This is a genomic window from Ruegeria sp. F12 (assembly GCF_056533885.1).
The window spans coordinates 88,284-104,151 of record NZ_JBQFOV010000004.1 but is presented as its reverse complement, the minus strand read 5'-3'; the positions used below and the strand labels follow the sequence as shown (position 1 = coordinate 104,151).

Here is a 15,868-nt window from a genome sequence, read left to right as displayed (position 1 = left end):
ATCGCAAATTGCCGATTACTATATTATAAACAACAGCTTATACTATTTTCACTTTTTTCTCTGCGCTTTGGCTGGACCATGAGAAAACATCCTCAAGACAAAACGAGGATAGGAAAATGGCGAACAAATCCGTGTTTGCATCGTTGAAAGGCCGGTTGCTGCCGAAAGCAACTGCGAAGAACGCCCATGGCGCGCCGGCTTTTGCATATTCAGATGCCCATGCTCTGGCGCAGGTCGCCGTGACGGGAACATTTGGCGGCATGTTCTATCAGTCGCCGCAGGAAGAGTTGGAATACGTTCTGGATGTGGCTGAGACCGTTGAGCCAAAGTACTTGGCGCAGGCTGCGATCTATGCCCGCCAGTCGGGGTACATGAAGGACATGCCTGCTGTCTTGTTGGCTGTTTTGGCCCGGCGTGATCCGGTCCTGTTTCGGGCGGCTTTCGCCCGTGTGGTCGATAACGGCAAGATGCTGCGCACGTTCGTGCAGGTTATCCGGTCGGGTCAAACGGGGCGTAAGTCTCTGGGGTCGGCACCGAAAGCGATGGTCCAGACCTGGTTGAACACCGTCTCTGACCGGGTGCTGCTGAATGCCAATATCGGGAATGACCCGTCTTTGGCCGACGTGATCAAGATGGTGCACCCGAAACCGGCCTCGGCCGAGCGGGAGGCGCTGTTTGCCTGGATCGTCGGGCGGCCGTGCAATCTGGCACGGCTGCCGCAGGCCCTGAGGGATTGGATCGCGTTTCGTGAAACCGGCAAGGGTCCGGTGCCGGACGTGCCGTTCCAGATGCTGACGCAACTGGAGCTGACGCAGGTCCAATGGGCGCGGATTGCGCGCAAGGGCTCGTGGCAGATGGTGCGGCAGAACCTGAACACGTTCCAGCGTCACGGCGTTTTCGACGTGACCCGCAACGTGGATCACGTGGCTGCTTTGCTGCGCGACCCAAAAGCCATCGCCAAGGCTCGGGCCTTTCCGTACCAGTTGATGGTGGCCGCGCAGAACGTGGTGCCGGATATGCCGCGCCTGATCGTGGACGCGCTGCACGACGCGATGGAGATCGCCGCGCAGAACGTACCGCAGGTTGCGGGGCAGGTGGTTGTGTGCCCAGACGTGTCGGGGTCGATGACGTGGTCCGTGACCGGGTATCGTCCGGGGGCGACCTCGGCCGTGCGGCATGTGGATGTGGCGGCGCTGGTGGCGGCGTCCTTCCAACGGGTGAACCGTGGGTGTCAGGTGTTGCCGTTCGATTTCGATGTGCGTGATGTGCGTCTGGAACCGCGCGACACGATCCTGACCAATGCCGAGCGTCTGGCCGCACTGGCCGGTGGCGGGACGAACTGTTCCGCGCCGCTGGCCTGGCTGAACAAGCGCGGCCGCGCGCCGGATCTGGTGGTGTTCGTGTCCGATAACCAGTCCTGGGTGGATGCCCGGAACGGTGGACAAGGCACAGCGATGTTGAAGGAGTGGGAGGTGATCAAGCGTCGCAATCCGCAGGCCAAGCTGGTCTGCATTGACATCGCCCCATACGGGACCACTCAGGCGCAGACGCGTGCCGATGTGTTGAATGTCGGCGGGTTCTCGGATGCGGTCTTTGACCAGATCGCGGCATTTGCCAGCGGTCAAACCGGCCCGGATCATTGGGTCGCTGAGATCGAAAAGATCGATGTATAAACAAGGCTCGGGCAGTGCGCTGCCCCGGCCATCAGAACAACATCAGGCAGAATGCCGGTGGGACTACATCGCTGTTACCGATCCGCGCCCTGACCAGGGCGTGGTCTCATCACCCCTTGTCTGCCTGACCCGAACGAAAGGCATGTCTCGGCGAATGCCGGTGAAACTACAGATTGTTAATCTCCAGGTCGCGGGTTCGAATCCCGCTCGTCCGAGCCCCACGGGGGACGGACGGTAGCTCAGTTGGGTAGAGCAGGGCGTTTCACCAAACTCTTGTCGTCGAGACCCAAAACGAAAGGACACCCCCGGCGAATGCCGAAGGAACTACATGGCACCTCAGGGACAGGTCGAGCGGGTTCAACTCCCCTCCGTGCCGGCGCCCAGACGGCAAACGCATCTGCCCATTCAGATGCGGGGCGGGCCTCCCGAACTGTTTCTTCCCCACTTGTCGCCGGGGCCTGAATTTGAGTGAATATGATGATGGAAAACACATTTGATCCCGTAACGGGCGAACACCTGAAAGACTGGGGGCATCGCCCTGGCAAGCAATTCCCCGTCCTGTTGGCGCGCGCGAATGAGATGCGGGCCGAAGGCTTCGGTCTGGTGCGCATCCGGCAGGAGCTGGAGGGTGAGATCCTTCCGACTCCGCCTACGCTGGATCTGCGCGCGCCCGGTGAGGTGCCGTTTCACGAAAATATCGACGCCAGCGATCCGGATGAGGAGGACAACGTCGAGAAAGTCCGCGAAACGATGACCGCGCTGATGCGGACCCCGACGATTGAGGCCGGGGCGATTATGCCCGATGCCTGTCCGGCTGGTCCGGTCGGCACGATCCCGGTTGGCGGCGTCGCGGCGGCGCGCAATGCGATCCATCCGGGGATGCATTCGGCCGACATTTGCTGCTCGGTCATGATCACCGATCTGGGGAATGCTGACCCAAAGGCCGTGCTGGATGCGGCGCAGTCAGCGACCCATTTCGGACCGGGTGGTCGGCCGCAGGGCAAGCGCTTCACAACCTCGCTGAAACTGCTGGATGCGTTCCGTGAAAATCCGTTTCTCGACAACCCGAAATCGCTGCGTATGGCGCAGGAGCATATGGGGACGCAAGGCGACGGGAACCATTTCCTGTTTGTCGGCCGGTCGCGCAAAACCGGGCGGACGGCGATTGTGACCCATCACGGTTCGCGCGGGCCGGGGGCTGTTCTGTATAAGAACGGCATGACCGTCGCGCAACGCTTCCGCAAGGAGCTGTCGCCGGGTACGCCGAAACAAAACGCCTGGATTCCGGCTGACACTCAGGAAGGGCGCGACTATTGGGATGCCCTGCAACTGATCCGCAAATGGACCAAGGCCAACCACAACGCGATCCATCAGGCAACGGTTGAGGCCGCGCGAGTGGGCGATGTCGGGGACCGGTATTGGAACGAACATAACTTCGTCTTCAAACGGGGCGATCTGTTCTATCACGGCAAGGGCGCAACCCCAGCGTGGTGTGATTATGCCGCTGATGCGACCGGGCTGACCCTGATCCCGCTGAACATGTCCGAGCCGGTTCTGGTCGTGCGCGGCAAGGATGCAGGTCACGGTCTGGGCTTCAGCCCACATGGGGCGGGGCGGAATTTCTCGCGTTCCGAACACAAGCGCCGGATGGGGTCGGTTACGCCGGATGAGATGTTGAAGGCGGAAACCGAAGGTCTGGATATTCGCTTCCATGCCGGTGGTGTGGACGCCTCGGAACTGCCGTCCAGCTATAAAAGCGCGGACAGTGTTGTAGCGCAGATCAAATCCTATGATCTGGCCGAAATCGAGGATTATATCGACCCCTACGGCTGTATCATGGCAGGTGATGTGCCGCCTTTCTGGATGAACAGGAAGAAAGGCCGCCGCTAAAGCAAGGGCCGAAGTGTTCAACCACTTCGGCCCTTGTTCTTTAAGATCGGTTCCTCAGAACGACCAGCGAATGCCCGCAAGGAAATTCGGTCCCTGCGCATCGCTGCCAACCTCGTGCGAGGCGTTGGCCTCGAACTGCATGTTCGGGATGAACTCATGCTCATATCCAATCAGAACACTCCCGCCCGTGAAGTCGGTGGCCGCAAAGCTGAGGCTTTGGGTTGAGCCAAAGACAGTGACATCCGCATCCGAGTCGCCCAGACCTTGCCGGACAACGCCGGAAAGCTGACCGACCAACACGCCGCCTGTGTTCAGAGCCTTGGAGGCTTCGACACCCAAGCGGACCTCAATCACGTCAGTTGTGGCGTCGTCCACGGTCGCGTTCGCAGATGAGCCGGTTTCGGTGTAGCTGTCATCCTCTTGCCGGGTATAGCGGAGGTCGCCAAAACCGGTCAGGCCGATGGTGCCTGTGGTCTCGAAATCCCGCTCGACACCGGCGTAGACCGTCAGCAAGGTGCTGTCGAAATCGGCATCCGCATCAGCGCTGCCTGAAATCTCGCGCGTGCGGTCGGTGGACAGCCAGCCATAGCCCAGCCCGGCCTCGACCGTATAGGCGCCGATCTGACGTCCGATTGAGGCGTCGATATAGAAGCCGTCCGTGTCAAAATCGGTGGTGTCGGTGTCGCCATCCGCGCGGAACACGCCCAGCCCAAAGGCCAGCGCGGTGCCATTGTCCAACTGTCCCGAAAAGCCGACGCTACCGTTGATCGCCGTGACATCCGTATCAATGCCCGGCACATTTTCGAACCGGCGTGAGGCCGCGTCGAGATGCACATAAGGACGGAAGCCACCAATACTCAGACCCGAGACATTGCCGGTTTCAGCATTGCGTGTGACCTGCGCAGCCTCATAGCGCAGCGCGCCGTTCGAGCTGCCGATGAGAGTGCCGTAATAGGCTACGATATCGGCCGATGTCAGAATTTCGGCCGGATCGACAGCGGCATAGACCGGTGCCGAGCCACCTTCATCCTGCACGAACCATCCCGACCGGCCGTCCGAGATAATCGTGTTGAAATCCTCTGTTCCTGGCGCAGCATCTTCGAAAAAGAACACCGAGCTGCCGCCTTGGGCGAACAGATTGACCTGATGATCCTGAACACGGATCAAGCCGTCGACATTGTCCTGAGTGTCCAGATTCAGCGTCCCGGTTCCCGAGCCCAAGAAGATGGCATAGGCATCATCTGTGTCCGAACGCGCCGAGATAGAGCCAACCTCGGTAATCTCGCCGTCGAAATTCTGGATGTTCAGACCAAAGGCCTCGGACGTGTCGCCGCCCGAAGCAGCGACATTGATCACGCCAGTATTGGCGAATGTGCCCTGCAAATCGGCAATAAACACACCACTGGCGTCGGCATCACCGGTTCCGTTTGCGATAGCGGCGACTGCCGTCAACTGGCCCGAGTTGGTGACTGCGTCATTGTAGACCCCGCCCAGAGACAACGCCTGCGCCGTTGCACCCAATGCGCCGGTGGCAGACGCAGAGACATTGCCGGTATTACTTGCGGCTGCATCGCTGCTGTTGCCCGTGAAAATACCCTGCGACAGCGCTTCATCGGATTCTGAAATCGCCGTGGTCGAGATCGTACCCGAATTGGCAAAACTTCCCGTCAGTCCACCATTCGCGACAATGCCAGTTGCACGGGCCGAAGAAAGGGCCGAGGCTTCGGCAATCAGGGTGCCGTTGTTGGTCAGCACGCCATCAATTCCGCCATTCACAAGCAGACCAAAGGCGCGACCGTCGCCGGTTTCGGCTGATCCATTGGCCATGATTGTGCCTGAGTTGGTGAAATCTCCGTCCAACCCATTATTGGTCACGAAAACCCCGGCAGCGACACCCAGAGTTTGTCCGTTGGATTCAACAGTAAGCGTGCCCGAGTTTTCAATATTTCCGGTCATGCCGTTGGCAATAAACGCCCCGAAAGCAGAGGCCGAGGAGCCACCGGACAGATTGTCCGCTTCGGCGCGGACGGTGCCGGAATTGACAAAGTCGCCATTCAAGCCGCCGCTGATGTCGATGGCGGATGCAAAGGCGTTGGTCGATCCTTCGGCCCGCACGTTCAGTGTGCCACTGTTTTCGATCTGTCCTGTCGAGGTGCTAGTGATGTCCAGGGCATGGGCGCGGGCCGACCCGGTGCTGGCCTCGGCCATTGCCGTGATTGTCTGGGTGTTCAGGAAGTTACCGTCAAACGGCCCGCCGACAATAAAGCCTGTAGCCACCGATGTTTGCGCCGCACTGGTTTGAGCGGCAATCGTGCCAGAGTTCGTGATGTCCCCATCGACCCCGCCAAAGGCGCGCAGGCCGAAGGCGCGGGCCTCGTTCGTGCTGCCAATGGCCGACACCATTAGGGTACCGCTGTTGCTGAAACTGCCAACCATCCCGTTGGTGATCGTATAGCCCCCGGCAGTTGCGGTCGAAAACGCTTCGGCCTGAATACGCAGAGTGCCAGTGTTGGTGATTGATCCGGTCAGGGTGTTGCGGATATCGGCAGCCGCCGCAAAGGCCGAGAAATCGCCCTCGGCTTCGACTTTGATTGTGCCGTCATTGATGATGTCACCGTCCATTCCACCAAAGACACGCAGGCCAGAGGCCGTCGCCTCGGAGGTATCGCTTGTCACATTGATCTGAAGCGTGCCGGTGTTGGCGAAATTCCCGGTCAGCCCGTTGCGGATGTAAAAGCCGGTGCCAGATCCCTCGGAGGAAGCGTTGACCTGGATCATAAGCGTGCCAGTGTTGCGAATTTCCCCGATCAAGCCGCCATTGATCGTCAGGGCCCGGGCTTCGGCCGAACTACCCGTGGCGCTTATGGTGATCGTGCCACCATTGGTGAAATCACCGTCCATTTGTCCGCTGACAAACAGGCCAAAAGTCTCTGCCTCGGACGCGGTGGAGTCAGAGGCCAGCAAAATGGTGCCCGAGTTTTCGAAATCGCCGTCGAAATCGCCGCCTAGATAATAAGCCGCTCCGCTGGCAGATGCCGTCCCGGTGCCGCGTGCATCAATCGTCCCGCTGTTGGTGATGTTGCCAACCGTGTTGCCTTCAACATAGACAGCCGCGCCATCAGCGCTGCCCGAGGTCGTTTGCGCCGTTGCGACGATGGTGCCCGAGTTGATCAGGGCACCGTTCTGGTCGCCTTCGACATGGATGCCCCAGGCAGTCGCGTCATCCGCTGAACCATTGGCCAGAACTGAGATAGTGCCGGTGTTGTTGAAGTCGCCGTTTACATCGGTGATCACCTCAACCCCGATGGCATAGACATCGTCCACCCCGTCCGTGGCCGTAGCGCTGATCGTGCCCGAGTTGGTCAGATTGCCGTTCAGGCTTCCTTCAAACTGAAAGCCGAAGGCCGAGGCCTGTTCGCCCGTCTGGGCTGTGACTTGGATCGTACCGGTATTGTCGATGTCTGTTTCGGCGGGGTTCACGAACAGAAACCCGGCCGCAGCCGCGTTTTCAGTCGGAACCGACGAGGACTGTACCAGTATGTCCCCGTTGTTTTCGATCGTCGCCGTTGATTGAGCAACACCGTCGACCACAGTTCCAATCGCCAATGCGACGGCATTGTCGCTGCTGACATTGACGTCGATTGTCCCGTTGTTCTGATATGTTCCGGCAAGATCGTCGTCAAACAGGACACCAAGGCCAAGCGCGGACCCATTGGCGTCGATATCAACGTCGATCAACCCGTTGTTGATAACCTGTCCGGTTTCACCCAGATCTCCATTTAGCTCCAGGCCGAACCCAAGTTGTTCTCCAGGGGCGGGGCCGGAGATCGTTCCGTCATTGGTAAAGACGCTGGTGTAATCGGTGTTGATCTGCACGGCGGGGCCAGAATCCGCGGTCAGATTAACAGCCCCGGTTTCGGTGATCGTTATGTCCTCGTCGATGAGAAAGTCCGCCGGGGTCGTCTGCGGTGCAGAAATGACAACATCCGCAGAAGCAACAGTTGCGCAAGCGCTTACCGCTATCGAGGCCAGGAATACCGAAGGCGCAACACTGGCCACCCGGCCCTTCCACTTCACAACACGACCGCCTCTTGCCACACGTGCCGGCGTGTGCTGCTTTGCGCAACTATTCATTGCATACCCCCAAAGATGAACTCGTTAACGATATGTTAACATTAGTAGCCAATGCGAGTTGGGGGCGTAAATGGTGGAAAGTGTTTAGTTGGAAAATTTTGTCAGATTGCAATTTTGCAACAGCGGTCTTCGTATTGCGACTTCAAGATGCACATCGAATCTTCTGGTCAACAAGCGTCGGAAAACGTTGAAATAAAAATTCAGCGCGTTTGTGCAAAAACCGAACCTTGTTGCACCCCAATGGACACCAATTTTTGAAGTATCTATGTGCCCTGGTGTTTCAACAATCCGCTAAAATGAGTCAGATTGTTTGATGTTTTCTATGTTTGTGGGTCGTTTTCGTCGAGCGCAACTTTTGCGCGAAAAGAGAAGGCGGCGCCAATTTAGCACCGCCTTAAACTGTTCAATGCAAAGTTTGCTACGGCAAACCTGTTTGTCAAAACATCAAACAGTAGCGCCCTTGATGCGAATTGCCGAACCCAAGGCCCCTGCGCACATCCCGACGACCACTGCGATAAGCAGTTCGCCTGTTCCGAAATTGGCGAATGACCAATGCGCAAAGATTAGCGTTTCAGCGACTCCAACAACGCCTCCCATCACCGCGCCAAGCAAGGGGTTGCGGGTCATCATACCCAGTGCCAGGCCCAATATACCGGGCAGGCTGATTATGTTGGCTCCGATTGTTCCCAGAAGTTCCAGCATATCTGCCTCCTTTTTACTCGGACCGATTGGTCAGGAATGACCGGATTTCTTCACTTCCGTCCGCCACCTGTTGACCCAGCGGTGTCGGTGCGTCAGCAGCCAGCTCTTCGGTGATTTCCTGATACCGCTGCAGATGTCCAGGTGGTAGGCTGTGGGCAATCCCCTGGTGGCAATCAATACAGGTCATGCCGGTGTCGATGGCACGCTGATGCTCGGACGCCGCACGATTTTCCTGAAGGGTGAAGTCCATATAGTCGAAGTTGTGACAGTTGCGGCATTCACGACTGTCTGAAGCTTTCATCTTTTTCCACACGGCGGTGGCCATGCTCAGTCGATGTTCTTCGTATTTCTCGGGCGTGCCGATGGTGCCAGCCAGCTCGTGATAGACATCCTTGACCGCCATGATCTTGGCTTTGATCTTGTGGTTCCACTCATGCGGCACGTGGCAATCCGAACATATAGCCCGCACGCCCGAGTGGTTATTGTAGTGGATCGTCTCGCGGTATTCGCCGAGGTTCGTTTCCATCGTGTGGCACGAGGTGCAGAACTCTTCGGTATTGGTCAGTTCCAGGGTCCAGTGGAACCCACCCCAGAACAGGATACCGGCCAGAAATCCTGCCAGCACCAGAAAGCCCGAGCTGAACAGAACGGTCGGTGTCCAGATCGCATTCCAGATGCGGCCGATCCAGCCGCGTTTTTCGGGGGAGTCTGCCATTTCGGTGCTCCTTTCAGTCAAGCGTTGGATCAGTTTCCGGAAGAAGGTTCAAAAACGTTATCGACAAGCGCCGGCGTGTCTGCCTGTGGGACATGACACTGGTTGCAGAAGTACCGAGTACCGGCGATTTGATCCAGTTCACGTCCTTCGCGGTCCAGATAGTGCGTCATCGATAAAGTGGGTGCGTTGCGCTCACCCGCCTTTGTCCAGTCGTGGCAGGACAGGCATTGGTTGGTCCGCAGATCGATTTGGTATTGTTCGATTGAATGCGGGATCAGCGGGGGTTGCTGCCGGTAATTCCTCTGCATACGCCCTTCGATAGTGCGGTGGACCTGATCGAGTGGAACGGGTTCATCAACCTCGGCCCCGCGCAGGGCTTCGACTTGCGCGGATTGGGCAAGGGCGAACCCGCTCAGGAGTATGACGGGGATCAGGGCTGTGACGCCGGTCAGGATTGGCTTGTTCATCTTGGCACTCCCTTAGGTGGGTCTGGCTGCGCGCTGAATGGGCGCGGGAACGGGATCTGAAGGTGCGGCGACGTGGTCGTCGAACCGGTGAGTAAACTTGAAAACATCAACCGCGCAAACATCGATACAGCGGCCGCAATTCGTGCAGTCGGGCGACAGGATCAGCGGTGTGGTGCCGGTTTTGCCGCGCAACGCGGGTGAGATGACGTGGTTTTCCGGGCAGACGGCAAAGCAATCCATGCAGTCGTTACAGGCTGCGCGATTGGGCGCGCTGACACGCAACATCGCTTTGGTGCCGATTAGGCCATAGAATGCTCCGACCGGGCACAGGTGCCCGCACCATCCGTGGCGAGACACGAACAGGTCGAAGAAGAAGATTGCAACGATCATCGCCCAGACAAAGCCCGCGCCAAAGATCAGGCCACGATGCAGCATGGTGATCGGGTTGATCAGTTCCCACGCGATGACCCCGGACAGACCCGAGACGATCAGTACCGTGGCCAATATCCACAGCCGCGTACCGCGTTTGGGTTGCCAGCCTTTGGGCAGGCCTAGCTTGCGGTGCAGCCAATGGGCGGCATCGGTTACCGGGTTGATCGGGCAGACCCAGGAGCAATAGACGCGCCCGCCGATCAGCGCGTAGGCGACCAGAACAATCAGGCCTCCGATCAGGGCGGTCAGTTCGGGCCAGTGCCCGGCAACCACGCTTTGCAGCAGAACAAATGGGTCGGTCAGCGGCAACACGCCAAGGGTCAGCGACCCGGCCAGCGTGCCTTGAACGATCCAGATGCCGAACCATGGGCCCAGCAAGAACAGGACCAGAAAGAACAACTGTGAGGCTCGGCGCAGCAACAGGTATTTGTGCGCACCTAACCAGCCTTTGGCTTCGATTGCCTCTTGGCCGACGGGGAGATGTGTGCGTGCACTCATTGTCCAGCCCCCGGCAAATTGTATTCCGGCGCAAAGCCGCCCGGCGTGACCAGATTGTCGGTACCCGGACCGGGCAGGCGGTCGGGCAGGTCAATGATACCTTCGACCACGGGCGCGCCTTTGGCGGCTTTTTCTTCCCAGCCTTTGCGATAGTGGTCAGCACTGCTACCACGCGCCAGCCGGGTGGGCAGAACCTTGATCGCGGCTTCTGGTAGAACGCAGCTTTTCTCGCACATACCACAACCGGTGCAGCGGTCGGCGTGGACGGTAGGAAGGAACAGAGAATGGTGACCCGAACGGGTGTTGTGCGCGGTCTCAAGCGTGATTGCCTCTTCAATGACGGGGCAGACGCGGTAGCAGACGTCGCACCGCAGCCCCAGGAAGTTCAGGCAGTTTTCCTGATCGACCAGAACGGCCACTCCCATATCGGCGTCGTCAATGTTATCCAGCGAAGGGTCCAGCGCCCCAGTGGGGCAGGCGGCAACACAAGGTATGTCGTCACACATCTCGCAGGGCACGTCACGAGCGGTGAAATAGGGTGTGCCGGTGGCAACGGCATCGACGCCAAGTTCAGCCAGTTTCAGTGTGTCGTAGGGGCAGTCCCGAACGCACAGTCCGCACCGGATACAGGCGGACAGGAAGTTTTGTTCCGGCAAGGCACCGGGGGGACGCAAGGCCTCGGCTGGCAAAGCCCGCGCGTCGCGCGCCAGCCAGGCCAACAAGGACCCGGCCGCCACGCAGCCGCCAGCGGCGCGCGCCGAGTCCTGCAGGAACCGGCGCCGCTGCGGCGAGAGGGGAGTGCCAACACCAGACATGGGTCTTACCTTTGCCTTGCCAGTTTCTTATGCGCGCTCGACCTTACAGGCGCATTTCTTGTAGTCGGTTTCCTTCGACAGCGGGCAGGTTGCATCCAGCGTCAGTTTGTTAGTCAGCTGGTGCTCGTCAAACCAAGGCATGAAGACCAGCCCACGTGGCACCTTGTTGCGCCCACGGGTTTCGACCCGGCTGGTCACTTCGCCCCTGCGGGTGGACAAAACAATTTCCTGACCGCGCCGCAGACCGCGATCCCGGGCGTCGTCGGGGTGCATGAAAACAACAGCTGACGGGAAGGCGCGGTGCAATTCCGGAACCCGGCGGGTCATCGAACCCGAATGCCAGTGTTCAAGAACCCGACCAGTACAGAGCCACAAATCGTATTCATTGTCCGGCTCTTCAGCAGCAGGTTCGTAAGGCGCGAAGATAATTTTGGCCTTGCCGTCCTTGTGGCCATAGAATTTCACGTCGGCCCCTTCGGGTACATAGGGGTCATAGCCTTCGCGGAAACGATAAAGCGTTTCTTTGCCGTCCACGACCGGCCAACGCATACCGCGTGCCTGATGGTACATTTCGAACGGTGCCAGATCGTGCCCATGACCGCGCCCGAATTCGGCGTATTCTTCGAACAATCCTTTCTGCACGTAAAACCCAAAATGCTGTGCTTCGTCATTGTCGAAACCTTCGGCAGTTTCAGAAAGCGGGTATTTGTCCACATTCCCGTTCTGGAACAGAACCTCGAACATCGTCTTGCCGCGATGCTCTGGCATCTTGGCCAGCAGCTCTTCGCCCCAGACTTCTTCTACGGTGAAGCGTTTCGAGAATTCCATTAGCTGCCAAAGGTCGGATTTAGCCTCGCCCGGCGCTTTAACCTGTTGATGCCAGAACTGAGTGCGGCGCTCGGCGTTGCCATATGCGCCTTCTTTCTCGACCCACATAGCCGTTGGCAGGATCAGGTCGGCTGAAACTGCGGTGACGGTTGGATAGGGATCTGAAACGGTGATGAAGTTTTCAGGATTGCGATAACCGGGATACCCTTCCTCATTGATATTCGGGGCGGCTTGCATGTTGTTGTTGCACTGAACCCAATACGCGTTCAGCACACCGTCTTTCAGCATTCGATGTTGTAAAACAGCGTGGAAGCCCGGTTTTGGCGGGATTGTACCTTCGGGAATTTTCCATGCGGTTTCACAAATCTCGCGGTGCTCGTCATTTGCGACAACCATGTCCGCGGGCAGGCGGTGGGCGAATGTGCCAACCTCTCGGGCGGTGCCGCAGGCAGATGGTTGGCCGGTCAGCGAGAAGGGCGAGTTGCCGGGTTCGGAAATCTTGCCAACCAAAAGGTGGACGTTGTACATCAGCGAGTTCACCCACGAACCGCGCGTATGCTGGTTGAAACCCATGGTCCAAAGGCTCATGACTTTCCGGTTTGGATCCGCATATTGTTTCGCAAGTTTCTCAAGCTTGTCAGCGGGAACACCTGAGAGTTCAGATACATATTCCAAAGTGTATGGCTCAACAGCTTTGGCATATTCTTCGAAGCTGATGGGTTCCATTTTGCCCGAGTTCGGGTTTTCCGCGTCTTGCTGAAGTTGGTTTTCGTCGCGCAGGCCGTAACCGATATCGGTTGCCGTCTTGGTGATGTTTACGTGCTTTTTGACGAAGTCTTCGTTCACCGCACCATTCTGAATGATGTAGTTGGCGATATAGTTCAGGATCGCCAGATCTGTCTGTGGATTGAACACGATGCCATTGTCAGCCAATTCGAAAGAACGATGTTCAAATGTTGACAGGACATGAACTTCGCTGCCCGGTTTGGTCAGACGCGTGTCTGTCAGGCGCGACCACAGGATGGGGTGCATCTCGGCCATATTGGAACCCCACAGAACGAATGTGTCTGCGTGCTCGAAATCGTCGTAGCAGCCCATCGGCTCATCTATGCCGAAGGTCCGCATGAACCCAACAACAGCCGAAGCCATACAATGGCGCGCGTTGGGGTCGATGTTGTTGGAGCGGAAGCCCGCTTTCATCAGCTTGGCGGCGGCATAGCCTTCCCAGACCGTCCACTGACCCGAGCCGAACATGCCCACGCTGGTCGGGCCTTTCTTGGCCAGCGCCTCTTTCCACTTAGCGGCCATGACATCAAAGGCTTCGTCCCAGCTGACCGGTTCGAACTCGCCATTCTTGTCGTATTCGCCATTGGTCTTGCGCAGCAACGGAGTGGTCAGGCGGTCTTTGCCATACATGATCTTGGACAGGAAATAGCCCTTGATACAGTTCAGGCCGCGGTTCACCGGCGCGTCCGGGTCGCCCTGAGTGGCCACGACGCGACCTTCCTTGGTGCCAACCAGAACGGAACAGCCCGTTCCGCAGAACCGGCACGCGGCCTTGTCCCAGCGGATATCCGGCGTCGCCGCCTGAGCGTCGGCCGTGCCTGTGGCCAGCGGAATACCGGCGGCCGAGGCCGTGGCTGTGGCAGCAGTGGCCTTGAGGAATGTCCGGCGTGATTCAGAATGTGTCATAGCGTGAGCCTCCGGCTGGTGGTTTGGCTTAGGGCATCGGGACGCGGGCGGGTCTCTGCGAGGTCCTCGAAATGGTGATAGGTCAACGTCAGAGACACGACCCCGGGGATCTGGTGCAGATCCATGATGGTCTCGGACGCAAGGCGTTCAGGGGTATCTTCGACCACGACGACGAAACGGCCGTCTTCGGTCTGGGCGTGGATTTCCACACCCGGTGTATCGCTCATGGATTGCGCCGCAGCCGTAGCGTAGTCGGGCGCGACATGGGCAAGGCAACCGCAGATGTTCATTGCACAGCTTCCATTTTGGGTTGAGGGGTGTGGTCCAGCGAGATGGCATCCGCCGGGCAAACGGTAGGGCAGAGCCCGCAGCCGGTGCAGGCTGCCACATCCAGTGTCGGTTTGGCCCGACCACCGGTTTGCAGCGAGAACCGGATCGCGCTTTCTTCGCAATTGTCCTGACAGAGGCGGCAACTGACGCCATTCATCGACAGGCAGGAGTCCAGCTTTAGCGCGGCACGCCAGGGCCAGTTGGACACAAGGTCGATGTCCAAAGCAGGGGTTGGGCAGGCATTGGCGCAGTCACCGCAAAAAGTGCAGGGATTGTCTGAGGGTTGAAAAACAGGAAAGCCGTCCGCAGCGATTGCAATCACGTCCTCAGGACAAGCCGAGGCGCAATCGCCGCATTTCGTGCAGTGCTTCAGAAAGTCAGGCCCGACCGATCCCGGAGGTCTGGCTGTCACACCGTCCTCATCGTGAAATCTCGCGCTCAGGAAGGCGCGCCGGGTAGTCACTTGGCCCATTCTCAAAGACCTGGCTTTGCTAGATTCTGTTCGTCGCTATTCCCGATTAACGGCTTCGTTCAGCGCCGGATTTGATATTGATCAATTTCTTGGCAGTTTTTGCATGGAACTTAAAAAAAATATGCATGCAAAAAATCTGTTTTGTCAAATTGTTGCAGGTGCGCTGACAGCCCGGCAAGCGTCGGGACTGACAAAGACAAGCCAATTTATCTTTTGGGCTTCGCCGTTCTGAGCAGCAGAATGAAAACGAAAATCGACCCCAGTGAGGTCGTCACAATTCCGACCGGCAGTTCTTGCGGGGCAAGCATCAGGCGGCTGAGGATATCGGACCCGGTCAGCAGTACCGCGCCAACCACGGCTGCCGTCGGGACAAGGTGATTGTGCAAAGGACCAGCGATGCCGCGCGCAATATGTGGAACCATCAGGCCAACAAAGCCGATCACACCGGCGACCGACACAAAAACGGCGGTCGCGAGCGCAGCAACAAAGAACATTTTGAACCGTAGCGACTGAACCGGAACGCCCAGTGTTGTTGCCGTGACATCTCCGGTCAGCAGCGCATCCAGCCAGCGGCTACGATAGAGGGCATAGGCCAGAATAAGCGCCAGCCCGGCGCAGACCAGCGGGAAGGTTTCCCATCGCGCCAGACCCAAACCGCCAAGCATCCAGAAGATGACGGAATGGGCAGCACGGTTATCGCCTGCGAAAATCAGGTAATTGGTTAGGGCTGAGAACAGGAAGGACACCGCAAGCCCGGCTAGGATCAATTTCTCAGGCGCGCTCGTCCGCAATCCGTGTACCAAAGCCAGCACGATGCCAGAGGCCACCAGCCCTCCGCAAAACGCCGCCAGCGGCAAGGTCCAGAACCCCAGAATGTCCCCGGTTACGGTGATGACGAACACAGCACCCGCTGCAGCGCCCGAAGACAGCCCGAACAGAAACGGGTCGGCCAGATCGTTCCGAGTGGTTGTCTGCAAGACAACGCCGACAATCCCCAAACCAGCGCCGATCACGGCCGCAAACAGCGCGCGGGGCAGGCGCAGGTCAAAGACGATACGGTGCAGGGGCGACACGTCCCCATCCACAAGGCCTGTGCCCAGCAATATGGCCTTGAATGTATCGGACAGAGGGATGGATGTGGTTCCGTAGATTGTTGAAACCAGAAGAAGGGCGGCCAGAATGACCGCCCCCACCAAAAGTGTCAGCCCCAGACGGCCCAA

12 protein-coding genes are annotated in these 15,868 nt (G+C 58.4%); 2 read left to right on the top strand and 10 right to left on the bottom strand.

The annotated features are described in order from the left end of the window. The first annotated feature begins 116 nt into the window (after nt 1-116). Both ACR0CA_RS07230 and ACR0CA_RS07225 read left to right on the top strand, forming a co-directional pair. On the top strand, nt 117-1,673 hold the full coding sequence (locus ACR0CA_RS07230) for a vWA domain-containing protein (RefSeq protein ID WP_480897969.1): 1,557 nt from the start codon (nt 117-119) through the stop codon (nt 1,671-1,673). Between the two features lie 480 nt (nt 1,674-2,153). After that, nucleotides 2,154-3,563 (top strand): RtcB family protein, encoded by a 1,410-nt coding sequence (locus ACR0CA_RS07225; protein ID WP_480897968.1) that lies wholly within the window; start codon nt 2,154-2,156, stop codon nt 3,561-3,563. A 54-nt stretch (nt 3,564-3,617) separates the two neighbouring features. Here the strand turns inward: ACR0CA_RS07225 and ACR0CA_RS07220 are convergent, their stop codons facing one another. The 10 genes from ACR0CA_RS07220 to ACR0CA_RS07175 form a co-directional block, all read right to left on the bottom strand. Further along, complete coding sequence (locus ACR0CA_RS07220; RefSeq protein ID WP_480897966.1) at nt 3,618-7,640, bottom strand: beta strand repeat-containing protein; 4,023 nt, start codon at nt 7,638-7,640, stop codon at nt 3,618-3,620. 501 nt (nt 7,641-8,141) lie between these two features. Further along, nucleotides 8,142-8,399 carry a hypothetical protein gene (locus ACR0CA_RS07215; protein ID WP_170773424.1) on the bottom strand — a complete coding sequence of 86 codons (258 nt, stop codon included), beginning with the start codon at nt 8,397-8,399 and terminating at the stop codon, nt 8,142-8,144. Between the two features lie 13 nt (nt 8,400-8,412). Beyond that, nucleotides 8,413-9,114: a NapC/NirT family cytochrome c gene (locus ACR0CA_RS07210; RefSeq protein WP_170773426.1), complete on the bottom strand. Its 702-nt coding sequence runs from the start codon at nt 9,112-9,114 to the stop codon at nt 8,413-8,415. Nucleotides 9,115-9,143: 29 nt separating this feature from the next. Then, a complete protein-coding gene (locus tag ACR0CA_RS07205; protein ID WP_170773428.1) occupies nt 9,144-9,581 on the bottom strand; it encodes a nitrate reductase cytochrome c-type subunit in 438 nt (145 codons plus the stop codon). Nucleotides 9,582-9,593: 12 nt separating this feature from the next. After that, nucleotides 9,594-10,511, bottom strand: a complete 918-nt coding sequence (gene napH, locus ACR0CA_RS07200; RefSeq protein ID WP_480897963.1) for a quinol dehydrogenase ferredoxin subunit NapH — start codon at nt 10,509-10,511, stop codon at nt 9,594-9,596. Further along, nucleotides 10,508-11,326, bottom strand: coding sequence for a ferredoxin-type protein NapG (gene napG, locus ACR0CA_RS07195; RefSeq protein WP_480897961.1), 819 nt, complete (start codon nt 11,324-11,326; stop codon nt 10,508-10,510). Before napG ends, napH begins: the two co-directional genes overlap by 4 nt. 27 nt (nt 11,327-11,353) lie before the next feature. Next, entirely contained in the window at nt 11,354-13,846 is a 2,493-nt protein-coding gene (napA, locus tag ACR0CA_RS07190; RefSeq protein ID WP_170785872.1) for a nitrate reductase catalytic subunit NapA, read from the bottom strand. Then, nucleotides 13,843-14,136, bottom strand: coding sequence for a chaperone NapD (locus ACR0CA_RS07185; RefSeq protein ID WP_170773436.1), 294 nt, complete (start codon nt 14,134-14,136; stop codon nt 13,843-13,845). Before ACR0CA_RS07185 ends, napA begins: the two co-directional genes overlap by 4 nt. Further along, a complete protein-coding gene (locus ACR0CA_RS07180) occupies nt 14,133-14,648 on the bottom strand; it encodes a ferredoxin-type protein NapF (protein ID WP_480503762.1) in 516 nt (171 codons plus the stop codon). The genes ACR0CA_RS07185 and ACR0CA_RS07180 overlap by 4 nt, the downstream gene beginning before the upstream one ends. 206 nt (nt 14,649-14,854) lie before the next feature. Continuing rightward, nucleotides 14,855-15,868, bottom strand: a complete 1,014-nt coding sequence (locus ACR0CA_RS07175) for a FecCD family ABC transporter permease (protein WP_170773440.1) — start codon at nt 15,866-15,868, stop codon at nt 14,855-14,857.

What these genes read in the sequence shown, in the direction of transcription:
- ACR0CA_RS07225 (WP_480897968.1), top strand. Translation starts at nt 2,154, where the DNA reads ATGGAAAACACATTTGATCCCGTAACGGGCGAACACCTGAAAGACTGG.
- ACR0CA_RS07185 (WP_170773436.1), bottom strand. Translation starts at nt 14,136, where the DNA reads ATGAACATCTGCGGTTGCCTTGCCCATGTCGCGCCCGACTACGCTACG.
- ACR0CA_RS07215 (WP_170773424.1), bottom strand. Translation starts at nt 8,399, where the DNA reads ATGCTGGAACTTCTGGGAACAATCGGAGCCAACATAATCAGCCTGCCC.
- napG (WP_480897961.1), bottom strand. Translation starts at nt 11,326, where the DNA reads ATGTCTGGTGTTGGCACTCCCCTCTCGCCGCAGCGGCGCCGGTTCCTG.
- ACR0CA_RS07230 (WP_480897969.1), top strand. Translation starts at nt 117, where the DNA reads ATGGCGAACAAATCCGTGTTTGCATCGTTGAAAGGCCGGTTGCTGCCG.
- ACR0CA_RS07210 (WP_170773426.1), bottom strand. Translation starts at nt 9,114, where the DNA reads ATGGCAGACTCCCCCGAAAAACGCGGCTGGATCGGCCGCATCTGGAAT.
- napH (WP_480897963.1), bottom strand. Translation starts at nt 10,511, where the DNA reads ATGAGTGCACGCACACATCTCCCCGTCGGCCAAGAGGCAATCGAAGCC.
- ACR0CA_RS07180 (WP_480503762.1), bottom strand. Translation starts at nt 14,648, where the DNA reads ATGGGCCAAGTGACTACCCGGCGCGCCTTCCTGAGCGCGAGATTTCAC.
- napA (WP_170785872.1), bottom strand. Translation starts at nt 13,846, where the DNA reads ATGACACATTCTGAATCACGCCGGACATTCCTCAAGGCCACTGCTGCC.
- ACR0CA_RS07205 (WP_170773428.1), bottom strand. Translation starts at nt 9,581, where the DNA reads ATGAACAAGCCAATCCTGACCGGCGTCACAGCCCTGATCCCCGTCATA.